Genomic DNA, 11,597 nt, shown 5'->3' on the forward strand with positions numbered 1-11,597 from the left:
TTTTAAATATGCAAGAGAGGGGACAACTCATGTTAAACCCGGTCGTTTCAGCAGGCGCATTCACTGAACTCGATAAGTTTATGTTCGAGTCGTGGGGTTATTTTGTCATTCCGAATGTGCTGTCGAAAGAAGAGGTCAAAGAATGCCTGCAGGCATCCATTCGAATTCATGAAGCGGCAGGTACGGTCGGTTGGGGTCAAGTCGGCAGAGGATATGAGTCTGAACACGCTCTTGAAAACTTAATGGATCATCCATCGGTTTTACCGAAGATAAGGGGTTTACTTGGCGATCGATTCATTATGCAGTCCGGGTGGAATACGATGCAGCCGGCAAGGGGGAGGATGGGAGGCTGGCATCAGGACGGATCCAGCGCTTTCGATTTTAAGAAACTGGGGTACCCAGTCCCCCTTATTCAGCTCCGTGCTTCATTTTTATTGACCGATCAGGAAGAACCCGGCATGGGGAATATGGAGTTCATTCCAGGCAGCCACCGCAGTCTCGTTCCACTACCGGATTCGATCCGGACTGCAAATTCGGGTACGCCGATCAGCCATGTGGTATGTGCATCTGCAGGATCAGTCCTGGTGTTTCACAACGCCGTATGGCATCGGGCGCACGAACATAATTGGGATTACGACCGCTATACCATGCATTACATCTATAGCCCTCCGTGGGTAAAGCCCTCGGACCGTTTTCATAACGATGTCAACTTTATGCAAAGAACTACGCCTGTGCGAAGAGCTTTAATGGGGGATTTTTCAAGGCCTGATGCGCCATTTGGAGCAAGTTATACGCCACCTCCCTTTGAAGAAAACTAAAATCTTGTAAAAAATATAAACGATGACGGAGGGGAAACGCATGTTGAACGTTGCGATGTTAAGTAAGTGGCATGTGCATGCAGATGATTATGCAAGAAGGTTGCTATCTCACGGTAACGTCAAGCTCACGGCAGTCTGGGACGAACAGCCTGAACGGGGAAGCGAATGGGCTGCCCAAATGGGAACGGATTTTGAAGCGGATTTGGATACGCTGCTAGAGCGGGAAGACATCGATGGGGTCGTGGTGGATGCTCCTACAAGCATGCACGCTGACGTCATGGTAGCTGCCGCTGAGGCCGGCAAACACATCTTTACCGAGAAAGCCATGGCTCTTACCGTAGAAGAATGTAATCGGATTTCTGCAGCGGTACGCAAAGCAGGCGTCAAGTTCTGCATTTCATTTCCGGCTCGCACAAGGCCTCACCAATTGTTCGCGAAGCAGCTGATCGATGACCATGTATTGGGGGACGTGACGCTTTTGCGCATTCGGAACGGCCACGACGGCGCATTGAACAATTGGCTCCCGGAATACTGGTACGACGAGAAGCAAACCGGCGGCGGAGCGATGATGGATTTGGGATGTCATCCGATGTACTTAGCCAGCTGGATGTTGGGTCAGCCCAAACGAATCACCTCCATGTTTCATTATTTCACCCATCGTGCAGTGGAAGATAATGCGCAGTGCTCCATTGAGTTCGTCAACAATGCGGTCGCACTGGTCGAAACAAGCCTTGTGACGTACAGAACCCCTTCTGCACTTGAGATTTACGGTACGGAGGGCACCTTGATGATCTCGGATGATACCGTTAGAGTCATCTCGAAGAAGCTCGATTCCCCCTTTTCCGGATGGATCTCACCCACTCAACTCCCTAAAGAGCAGCCGCTTCCGATCATCCAATGGGCGGATGCATTGATTCATGACAAGCCGATGCCCTTCGGTTTGGAAGAGGGAACGAAATTGACGGAGCTATTGGAAGCGGCATACATCGCTCATAAGGAAAACCGAACGGTAGAGTTCAAATAACGCGAGGGAGGGAATTCCATGAGAACCGTAAAAGTAGGGATCATCGGTTGCGGAATGATTGCGAACGGGAAACATATGCCGTGTTTATCCAAGTTAGACAACGTGCAGATGGTGGCCTTTTGCGACTTGAAGCCGGAAAGAGCCGAGGAAGCCGCGAAAAAATACGGCACGCAAGGCGCTAAGGTGTTTACGAATTACAACGATCTGCTTGCCATTGAAGAGATTGAGGTCGTGCATGTGCTAACACCGAACAGCTCGCACGCGACGATTTCCATTGATGCGCTCGAAAGCGGCAAACATGTCATGTGCGAAAAACCAATGGCCGTCACAGGTGCGGAGGCCAAGGCGATGTACGAAGCCCACTTGCGAACAGGCAAGAAGCTCACCGTCGGGTACCAGAATCGTTCCAACGCCAAAAGCCAGCTGTTAAAAAAGATGATTGCCGATGGGGAACTTGGAGATATCTATTTGGCAAAAGCGGTCGCTACCCGAAGAAGAGGCGTTCCGACATGGGGCGTGTTTCTGGATAAAGAGAAGCAGGGTGGCGGTCCCATGATCGATATTGGAACCCACTCCCTGGATCTGATCCTATGGTTGATGGATAACTATGAACCGGAGAGCGTCGTCGGCAGTGTCTTCCATAAACTGAAGTATACCGAAAATGCCGCGAACGAATGGGGGGCCTGGGATCCAAACGAATTCGAGGTAGAGGATTCGGCCTTCGGGTATGTGAAATTTAAAAACGGAGCGACGGTCATCATTGAAACCAGCTGGGCCCTTAACATTGCGGAAGGTGGCGGCAACCTGCTGTGCGGAACGAAGGGAGGAGCGGATTTTGCTAAAAATGAACTGCGGATCAATGGCGAGCGGGACGGAAGCTTGTTCCTGAATAAAATCGAGGTGAATCCGAATGCGCGAGAACAATTCAGGGGAGAAGAGTTGACCGATTTCGAGTATGAAGCCAAACAATGGATTCACAGTATCGTGAACGATACCGAACCCTTGGTTAAACCGAGGGAAGCGATGATTGTTTCACAAATATTAGAGGCCGTGTATATATCCGCAGAAACAGGAACAACCGTTTATTTTGATAAAGAATAAGGACCAGGAGATTTCCGCGAAGGCGGGGATCTCCTTTTTTATTTGCGTCATCGGTCTGAACCCCTAGATGAACTGTTGATCAATGGAATCCAGTATGCTGTTTTATTTACGACGGGCAATTCATTCTGGCAGGAGACGAGACTTTATCCGATGGTTTTGCTTCCCTTTATTTTCTTATTATTTGCAGCGGCCATGATTAGTCGGAGCTTATACAAATTGACAGGAAACATTTGGCTCGGTGCAATGGTGAATACCTTGATCATCACGATGATTGGAGTTGCGAACACGGCTACCTTGGCTTCTTTTCAGAGCTAGTTGTAGCTGAGGTGCACCTCTTAGAATGCATTGGAATAAATCTTGGTTTATCCGATGACAATCTGGGGGTGCTGGCTACTCGAATTTCGAAGGAGGCACGTTGTAATATTTCTTGAACGCTTTCGAAAATGTGAACGGATCCGGATAGCCGAGGAAGCCGGCGATCTGCTGGATCGTATATTTTTTTTCATAGAGATAATCCCTTGCTCGGTTCATTTTGATTTGGGAAATGTATTGCCCCGGCGTGATGCCCACGCTTTTCTTGAAATAGGAGATAAAATACTTCTCGGAGACGCCGGCAATCGCCGCGAGCTCGTTCATCCGAATGGAACGCTGCAAGTTCGCATCCACGTATTGGAATACGTCCTGCAGGACATCCAGGCTTCCTTCTGTTTTTCTCGGCTTCCTGCCATTCAGAAATTTGCCGGCGTAGGCCCCATGCCCGTGAAGCTCGAGAATTTTAGCCATTACGACGAGAAGAGAAGCCTTTAAGTAGAGCTGGTTTCCCGACGTCCCGCTGCTTTGCTTCAATCGATGATAGGCTTTGGTGAACAGCGTTGCTTCTTCCCGGATCAGGTCGCCTGCCACAATACCCGGGAGTTGAAACTCGCCCAAAATTCGCTGTTGTTCTCCGATGCCGAAATCGAAATGTATGTATAAGAACCGGCAAACATCCTCGGTCGTCGAGGCGATATAGGGCATATCGGGGTAAAAAAACACCACGTCCCCCGGGACAGCCGTATGTTCGACCCCGTCGATGGTGATCTTCACCGAGCCCGATTGAATGAACCAGAGATCGTAATCGGGATGCGACTTGTGTTCGATCCAGCCCGGATCATGAGCTTGTTCCGAATAAGAGCTCATCCGAAGGCTAATATACTCCGAGAGTTCGTTGATTATACTCATGTTCATTTTCTTGGCGCACATCGGATTTCCACTGTCTCCTCTACCGTATGACATTATTGGTTTTAAACAAGTATACTAAAGAATTTATGAGGTGTGAATTATCATACTATATGACATGTTTTGATAACTATCGTACATTCCGCTTTTTGGCCACTCTCCTATAATGGACTTATATCCTATGAGGAGGGTTAATCATGAATGGTTCCAACATGCAGCAGCCGAAGGTGGTCGTCATCGGGGCAGGCAGCCTGTTTTTCGGTCGTCAGTCCATATGGCAGATGGTCCACTCCCCCTACCTGAATCGGGGAACGCTTGCTTTGGTCGATACGGATGAGGAGAGGCTGTCGAAAATGGTGCGACTTGCCCAGATGGTGGCCCGGGAGAACAACGTCTCCTTGAAGGTGGAGGGCTCGACGGACCGAAGACAGGTGCTTCCCGGGGCCGACTTCGTTGTACTCAGCTTTGCCGAACAGTCGGTGAAATATCGGGGGATCGATTGCCAAGTATCTTTGAAGTACGGCATCCGCATGTGCTCCGGAGATACGATCGGACCGGGCGGCATATTCCGAGCGATGCGGGAGCTTCCGGTCATCATGGAATGCGCCAAAGACATCGAGGAGTTGTGCCCCGACGCCTGGGTGATCAACTATATTAACCCATCTACCGTCCATGGTATCGCATTGCACCGATATGCGCCGAAGCTAAAATCGTTCGCGCTGTGCGACAGCCATCATATGCCGCATAAGAAGGCCCATTATGCCGTGCGGGCCGGCATTATCGGGGACCAAAGCGAGTTCACCGCGGAGATTGACCGGAAGTTCGACTTCCGCGTCGCCGGCGTCAATCATTTCACTTGGCTGCTGAAAGCGGAGTTCGAAGGAAAGAATGTCATGCCTGCGATTGCGGAGGCCATGCGCAAGGCGGCTGGCGAAGAGAACAACGGCGGAGACCAGGGCGCAAAAGCGCTTCATAACGACGCCATCACATATGAACTGTACGATATTTTCGGGTACATTCCTACCTGCACGGCCCATACAAAGGAGTATGTCCGGTACTGGCAAGCTCTCGGCAAGACGCAGGATTCCATTCCGCCGTTATCGATTTGGGAGACGGAGGACCGATATCAGCGACACGACGAGATGTGGCGCCAGGTGGACGACTTCCTCTCGGGGAACATTCCGATTGCCGATTACATGAGCACCTTCGGCCCGGATCATGCGACGGACATTATCGAGAATATGGTGGGAAATCTGGGGAAGCGGTTCTTCATCAATACACTCAACCGCGGGGCGGTAACGAACATGAGCGACGACTCGTTCCTGGAGCTGCTGTGCGACGTAAGCATGGATGGGGCGAAGCCGGTCCACGTAGGCGAGATGCCGCGGGGAATCCGAGGCATGCAGGAGCTTGTGCTGGATACGCATGAGCTTACGGCTGAGGCCGTCGTGGAACAGAGCTACGAGAAGCTGAGGAGAGCGATGCTGACGGATCCGCTCGTGAATTCCATCAGCGACGCGGACCAGATCATCAAAGAACTGCTGGTACTGGAGCGTGAGATGATCCCGGACGCTTGGTACGAAGATTGACCTGAACTTAAAAGTTAATGCGGAGTACATTTAGCCCCGGTTAAAGGGAGCCATTCGTTCTAAGTGAAGCATTTGCTCTCAGGTTACCGCCGAAACTAAAAAAGCAGAGCGAAAAGACCACAAGATTCCCTAATCAGGAATCTTGTGGTCTTTGGTTTAATACGGCCGAATTGCGTGGAGCCGGCATGCTTCAAGTGGCAGCTGTATTTACTTGGTAGTGTTAAGTATGGTTGAAACAGTATTTAGACAGCCGCAAAGACTCGTGTAAAACCTTATTTGTAACGGATACCATTCCAATGAAACGAGAGGCAATTCCAACGCTCTGATGGGTATTGTAGCGTAGTGCTGGATATCGAAACAGGAAAAAACCGGTCGTTAGTGAACTTATGAACTTGTAAATGTTTAACATTACTAATAGTATATGATCAAGAGGTGATTTTTTGTTGAGAAAAATCTGTATCATTTTCGTGTTCATTTTAAGCACCCTGACTCTCGGGTGTTCGCAACAGGAATCAAAACCATTAGTTGTACCAAACGAATATCAACATGCTAAGGATATACTTGATCTTTTAAACAATGAGGGGCTCAAAATTCAAGAAATTCATAATTCTAAGTACACTGCATTCTTCAATACAAATCCTAATTACTCGATGTACATTAAATCTGATATGGGAGTATTCGAACTTGTACATCTTGAACATAAGAACGGCAAGGAAATAGATATTGTAGTAGAGGAAGCAACTGATAGTGGGGAATATAAATATGTCGTTTCAGAGAATGGTGTAGAACAACTATTAATCCTAGGCTCAGAGAATTATTTTAATAAATCGGACGAATACATTACTATATCGAGAGATAAAGATTTGAATGATAAAATTAAAAAAGCACTAGAAGTTCAATAGACCTAATATGAGAACAACAGAAACGGACTAGTCACGCTAGTCCGTTTCATTTTAAACTCCAAAATTCCACAATCATACTTTGCAGTGTAGGCTACCTTAATCAAGTATTAAGGGTTATTAGACTATTTAGTCACTAAGAGGGGGAGACTGGCGAATGAAAAAGTCACTACTTCAATGGGTTATCATGCTATCGGCAGTATACTGTATAGGACATATCTTATTTGATTTTAAAGAAACGCGATGGATGAGGATTCTTACCGGGGCAGTTGAAATATCATTCTTTGGAAGCATACTTCTCTATATTTATTTAAAAAGCGCCGAGGGAAATGAAAGGAATTAAGTATGAAGAGATATATTGAGTTTTCTTTTTATCTACCGTTTTTTGATTTGATAGATGATACGGACGAGGTATTCAATTTAGAAGAAATAATGAGACAACTAGATATTGGTTTTAATAAGATGGAATTGTATAACCAGTATTTATCTTATGGTGAAGGACCATTTAGGGCAGGAAAGGGAGACATGTTTGTCTTTTTTAAGAAAGATGATAAGGATAGTTTTATATTAATAGATTTGTTTAACGATTTTACCGATCAGCATAACATGGTGAAATTAGGAGTGCGTTGTGAAATTAAATATGATAAACAGATAAGGAATATACTATATAATATTCATTCTGGGGCAGAGATTAAAAGTAAAACAAAAGAGAGTCATGATGATTTACTGAAGTTGGAGATCAGCAGCGAAGATTATCCAAAAGAAATCCGTTATGGGGATCGAAAATACATAAAAAACATTTATTATGACGCTTTATAAACATCATGTTAGCAGTTCAAGAAGGCAGGAGATACATCTATAACATAATATTCGCGTTGCGGGGGCTTACACCCCTCGATCGTCCGATGTATAATCATGGAAGATAACTCGGATGACATCGAGCCGACCTAAGATAGGAGCTATCTAAGGCCGGCTCTCGTCGTAAATAAAGGAACGTTATCAGAAATTAGTGCAACTTATTAAACCAACAAATCATTTATGTTTTTCATGGGAAGTTATTAATATTGCAAAGTCCAATTGCAAGCAGGGTAGATACAATCTTTATTATTGACGCATTGGGCTATTCGCCTCTCGGTCCGAGTGAAAAATGGGAAAAGAAGAAGATATATAAATTCTGACGTCAGGAGAGAAAGCACATATGGGCAAGAAGAAAAAAACCTTACCGAAAAATTTTGATGAACTCATTGAAGCAGGCGATTTATCCGCATTACAAGAGGTATTTACCCGATGCGAATTGGATGCCCGTGGCGGTTACAGTAAATCAACAGCCTTGAGCTTTTACCAAGTACCGAATGAATTGGTTCGCTGGCTCGTGGAACAGGGTGCTGATATCAATGCTAGAGACAATTACGGAGCAACGCCTCTGCACAAACATGCCATGAGTTGGTGTGGTCATACGGAGCTGCTGCTTGATTTGGGTGCAGATCTGGAAGCCGTTGATGATCAGAACGAGACACCGTTATTTGCCGCCGCAGGTTCATTTAAACCAAAAGCGGTTCACACGTTGGTTGCTAAAGGCGCTAATATCAGCGCAATAAATAAAATTAGACAGACTCCATTAGAAAAAGCTTTGGCCATGTGCAGGAACGCGGACATTGTCAATATGGCGGAAGTTGCCGATATTTTGTTAAACGCTGGAACAACTGTAACGCCGGAGATGCAAGACTCTATTAAGCGAATCGGAAACGACTTTGAATTTCACAGAGAAGGTTTTAATAAAGAATATTTGAATCAAACCGATGAGGCACTTTTACGTCTATATGAGCTATTTGATGTTCCTCCAGTAGAAAAGCGAAAGACGCACGACGGCGACTCTTCGATTACAGTATCAACAAAGGGATGGCAGGCACAGCATCATGAACTCTGGAATTTACTCATTCCTTCAAAAGGACATGCGAAAACCGTACAGGGTGAGGTTATCCGGATTACTGGTAAAGTGTCATACGAAATTATAGATAATGGCGGGATGAATTGGGATCATCAATATCGTAAAATGCTCAATCGTTTGATACATTACTTTAGCTTGGGTACACCATTAAATCCCGCTTCACTTCAGGAGGCAGGAATATTAGCGAATGAACTGCACAACGGAAATGGCAGCGATGAACCTGCGAGACTGTGCGAGCTGGCAGTGCATTGGGTTCTCAGCAATCCGAATCCTATTACTCTGGAGCAGCCTGACTATAAGCGATAACATATATTCGACTTATCAATGTATATAATAAGCATTTTTAAGCAGAATACATTCCCTTTTTCTAAGCACTTCGTAGCTAAGAAAAAGGGGATATTATTTAAATTTAATACATAAGAAATGTAAAGAGCGAAGTGAAATGAAGGAACTAATGAAGTGCGTTGTAGAATTACTCGAAGAAGATATTGACATCTGATAACAACATATTCACGAAACGCGGCTTACACCCCTTGGTCTGCCAGAGACATGGAAGAAGTCATTTCAGGCAGACAACCCTGCACCACCTGTCGCTCTGCTCCTTTAAGGGGTTAGGATTCGTGAATACAAGAACGTTATAGGAAATATCCGCAAAATATTAAAGAAAGGGAGTTTTTTATGGAGCTTCAAGAAATCAAACAAAAATTAAAAGAGACCAGAGACGAATTATTTGGAATTCTTACTGGGTTGAGCGGAGATCAATTAAACCAACAGAAAGACTTAAACAGTTGGAGTATTAGTCAGGTCTGTCAACACCTTTTTAAAACAGAGGAATTATATGTCGTAGCTATAAAGAAAGGGTTAAAGAGCAAAGAAGATTCGTTTATAGAAAATAAATCAGTCGAATTTCTGCTTGATAGAAGTCAAAAGCTAGAAGCTCCTGACATTGCCAAACCAACGGATGAATTTTTAGAATATGAAGAGATCATTGAGAAACTAAACAATTCAAGACAGAAGTTACTTGAGCTATTAAATACAGTAGAAGACGAGTCAGTGCTGAGTAGAAGACATTTTATACACCCAGTCTTTAATGAGATGTTATTAATTGAATGGGTTAAATCACTGTACTTACATGAACAAAGGCATATTAATCAAATAAATGAAATTATAGATAGACTTAAGTAAATAAGCTGCATATTCGAAAAAAAGGTGGATACAACCTATAGTTGGACGTCGTGAATACATTAACGTTAGCCGAAATAACAAAAACCTAAAAGACAGGAGTTACCTTTAATGTTATATACATTAGGACAAAAAATCGGAGAAGGTGGATGCTCTGAGGTTTTCGAAGTAGGGAATAATAGAATCATAAAACTAGCCAAAGAGAATACAAGTTTCGAAGCTTTAAGAAGAGAGTATTTGAATAATTGCATCGCTTGGGAATGTGGACTCCCTATTCCTCAGCCTTTTGAGTTAACGAAAATGAGTGGAAGACCGGGGATTGTATTCGAACATATTGCAGGTAAAACTATGATGGAGCGTTTTTTTAATCAGGTTATCGTTAGCCATAACAACGAAGTTAAACAAGCGGACGTCCAGCTTACAGCTCAACTACTATTTCGCGTTCACCAAGCATTAGCTGAAGGTAAGGAATTGCCTTGCCAGAAAAGCATAATAAAATCAAACATTTTGAGTGTTAATTACCTGAGTGCCAGTGAAAAAGAGAGCGCAATTTCCTTATTAGAATCGCTAGAAACGAAACAATGCCTGTGTCATGGTGATCCAAATCCACGCAACGTAATCGTCAAGGATGACGGAGAAGCAATCTTGTTGGACTGGATGAATGCAACCATAGGAAATCCTGAAGCAGATATTGCTGAGTATATTGTAATGATTCGATATGCCGTATTGCCGTCCTCCTTTCCCGAGGAAACTAGAGATATGTTTGATTCGATTCGTGAGAATCTAATTGACATATTTATGGACGAATACTATAGACTCTCTGGGATTTCTTATGATGTAGAGCCTTGGATAATACCGATTTTAGCACGGAAATTGTCTGCTGATGCCATATCTGATGTTGAGAAGAAGAAGCTGGTTGCAGAGATAAGAAGAGACTTTGGGAAACAGAAAAATCGAGTGTAGGCAATTCTTTCACGCTGGGGGCCATCCGGCCCTCGGTCCGGCAGAGGGTTTTCGAGGAGGAATGGCCATACAAAGCTGCGCAAGCGTACCGATCCTAACGAGTGGGGCGTCATTGCAATGTGTTGGGCTATGAATTGGCAGATTGCCCCGTCTTATTCAAGTAATCCCTTACTAACGTTGATTTTCCGGAACCGTTACCACCCACGATCGTTAGCCATTCCCCTTCATCAAGGGTTAGATTGATTTCCCGAAGTGTCCAATCCTGGTGCGAATCGTACCGGAACCATACGTTATTGAACGAAATAACGTTTTCCATCATTCTGGCCGGATTTGGTTCGTTATGAATCATGGAATAATTTCAAAAACGGTACCTTGGTTAGCATCAGCCACTTTCACCGAGCCATAAACCCCTAAATAGAGTCTGGTTTGATTCAGATTCGTACCCAGACTAACATAATACGCGGATTGAGACCCAAACGGATCATCGGTTTCAATAACATGAAAATCATTTAGCTTACCATCCGTTCTTACCTTGGTGTAAGCTAAGACCCCTCTAACGGGAAGTTGAGATTCAGGCCCTCGAGCCAGATCGGTAAACACAACGTTTCCTGATAGAGAGGGGATTTCACATCCCATATAGGGCTGTACTCCTGTAAGTGCGGTTGCTCCAAACTTATCGGTTCGGGAATCTTCATGAAAATAACTTGTCAAAGGCTGAAGACGCCGTACGGAAGTTCTTACGGCTTCCTCGTAATAAGCAATGGTTTTCTCGTTCAAAGCCGGACTTGCAGAGCAGGCGGTGATGATCGAGGTCGGAAAAGCACCTTCCCACCCGCGCCAGCCCAAGTTAATAAA

The 11,597-nt window shown here is 45.0% G+C and carries 11 protein-coding genes and 1 pseudogene; 9 read left to right on the plus strand and 3 right to left on the minus strand.

Annotated elements, in window-relative coordinates; all coding sequences use genetic code 11:
• Nucleotides 1-29: 29 nt before the first annotated feature.
• From RB298_RS19015 to RB298_RS19025, 3 genes are read left to right on the plus strand one after another with little or no spacing between them, the layout of a single operon-like run.
• A complete protein-coding gene (locus RB298_RS19015; protein ID WP_096776014.1) occupies nucleotides 30-818 on the plus strand; it encodes a phytanoyl-CoA dioxygenase family protein in 789 nt (262 codons plus the stop codon).
• A 40-nt stretch (nucleotides 819-858) separates the two neighbouring features.
• Nucleotides 859-1,842, plus strand: coding sequence for a Gfo/Idh/MocA family protein (locus RB298_RS19020; protein WP_096776013.1), 984 nt, complete (start codon nucleotides 859-861; stop codon nucleotides 1,840-1,842).
• 18 nt (nucleotides 1,843-1,860) lie between these two features.
• Complete coding sequence (locus RB298_RS19025) at nucleotides 1,861-2,943, plus strand: Gfo/Idh/MocA family protein (protein WP_486048003.1); 1,083 nt, start codon at nucleotides 1,861-1,863, stop codon at nucleotides 2,941-2,943.
• A 390-nt stretch (nucleotides 2,944-3,333) separates the two neighbouring features.
• Here RB298_RS19025 and RB298_RS19030 read toward each other — a convergent pair whose 3' ends face one another.
• The gene (locus RB298_RS19030; protein WP_486048005.1) at nucleotides 3,334-4,185 is read right to left on the minus strand and encodes an AraC family transcriptional regulator; all 852 of its coding nucleotides are present in this window, start codon (nucleotides 4,183-4,185) and stop codon (nucleotides 3,334-3,336) included.
• A 173-nt stretch (nucleotides 4,186-4,358) separates the two neighbouring features.
• Between RB298_RS19030 and RB298_RS19035 the strand changes: the two genes are divergently transcribed.
• The 6 genes from RB298_RS19035 (at nucleotide 4,359) to RB298_RS19060 (ending at nucleotide 10,742) form a co-directional block, all read left to right on the plus strand.
• Entirely contained in the window at nucleotides 4,359-5,750 is a 1,392-nt protein-coding gene (locus RB298_RS19035; RefSeq protein WP_486048007.1) for a family 4 glycosyl hydrolase, read from the plus strand.
• A 440-nt stretch (nucleotides 5,751-6,190) separates the two neighbouring features.
• On the plus strand, nucleotides 6,191-6,652 hold the full coding sequence (locus RB298_RS19040; RefSeq protein ID WP_096776009.1) for a hypothetical protein: 462 nt from the start codon (nucleotides 6,191-6,193) through the stop codon (nucleotides 6,650-6,652).
• 342 nt (nucleotides 6,653-6,994) lie between these two features.
• Nucleotides 6,995-7,468 carry a hypothetical protein gene (locus RB298_RS19045; protein ID WP_486048008.1) on the plus strand — a complete coding sequence of 158 codons (474 nt, stop codon included), beginning with the start codon at nucleotides 6,995-6,997 and terminating at the stop codon, nucleotides 7,466-7,468.
• A 379-nt stretch (nucleotides 7,469-7,847) separates the two neighbouring features.
• On the plus strand, nucleotides 7,848-8,903 hold the full coding sequence (locus RB298_RS19050; protein WP_486048010.1) for an ankyrin repeat domain-containing protein: 1,056 nt from the start codon (nucleotides 7,848-7,850) through the stop codon (nucleotides 8,901-8,903).
• Between the two features lie 372 nt (nucleotides 8,904-9,275).
• On the plus strand, nucleotides 9,276-9,782 hold the full coding sequence (locus RB298_RS19055; protein WP_375120454.1) for a DinB family protein: 507 nt from the start codon (nucleotides 9,276-9,278) through the stop codon (nucleotides 9,780-9,782).
• A 108-nt stretch (nucleotides 9,783-9,890) separates the two neighbouring features.
• Nucleotides 9,891-10,742: a phosphotransferase gene (locus tag RB298_RS19060; protein WP_486048012.1), complete on the plus strand. Its 852-nt coding sequence runs from the start codon at nucleotides 9,891-9,893 to the stop codon at nucleotides 10,740-10,742.
• 127 nt (nucleotides 10,743-10,869) lie between these two features.
• On the opposite strand, the gene RB298_RS19065 is transcribed toward RB298_RS19060, so the two are convergent.
• Together RB298_RS19065 and RB298_RS19070 are read right to left on the minus strand one after the other, a co-directional pair.
• The gene (locus RB298_RS19065; RefSeq protein ID WP_486048014.1) at nucleotides 10,870-11,091 is read right to left on the minus strand and encodes an ATP-binding cassette domain-containing protein; all 222 of its coding nucleotides are present in this window, start codon (nucleotides 11,089-11,091) and stop codon (nucleotides 10,870-10,872) included.
• A pseudogene (locus RB298_RS19070) lies at nucleotides 11,088-11,597 on the minus strand (PQQ-dependent sugar dehydrogenase); the annotation flags it as partial. The gene RB298_RS19065 and the pseudogene RB298_RS19070, both read right to left, overlap by 4 nt.

Source organism: Priestia sp. BR_2 (genome assembly GCF_041954005.1).
GTDB lineage: Bacteria > Bacillota > Bacilli > Paenibacillales > Paenibacillaceae > Paenibacillus_AQ > Paenibacillus_AQ lautus_A.

Coding starts and splice junctions, on each gene's coding strand:
- RB298_RS19060 (WP_486048012.1), top strand. CDS start 9,891: ATGTTATATACATTAGGACAAAAAATCGGAGAAGGTGGATGCTCTGAG.
- RB298_RS19030 (WP_486048005.1), bottom strand. CDS start 4,185: ATGTGCGCCAAGAAAATGAACATGAGTATAATCAACGAACTCTCGGAG.
- RB298_RS19045 (WP_486048008.1), top strand. CDS start 6,995: ATGAAGAGATATATTGAGTTTTCTTTTTATCTACCGTTTTTTGATTTG.
- RB298_RS19055 (WP_375120454.1), top strand. CDS start 9,276: ATGGAGCTTCAAGAAATCAAACAAAAATTAAAAGAGACCAGAGACGAA.
- RB298_RS19015 (WP_096776014.1), top strand. CDS start 30: ATGTTAAACCCGGTCGTTTCAGCAGGCGCATTCACTGAACTCGATAAG.
- RB298_RS19025 (WP_486048003.1), top strand. CDS start 1,861: ATGAGAACCGTAAAAGTAGGGATCATCGGTTGCGGAATGATTGCGAAC.
- RB298_RS19050 (WP_486048010.1), top strand. CDS start 7,848: ATGGGCAAGAAGAAAAAAACCTTACCGAAAAATTTTGATGAACTCATT.
- RB298_RS19035 (WP_486048007.1), top strand. CDS start 4,359: ATGAATGGTTCCAACATGCAGCAGCCGAAGGTGGTCGTCATCGGGGCA.
- RB298_RS19065 (WP_486048014.1), bottom strand. CDS start 11,091: ATGATTCATAACGAACCAAATCCGGCCAGAATGATGGAAAACGTTATT.
- RB298_RS19020 (WP_096776013.1), top strand. CDS start 859: ATGTTGAACGTTGCGATGTTAAGTAAGTGGCATGTGCATGCAGATGAT.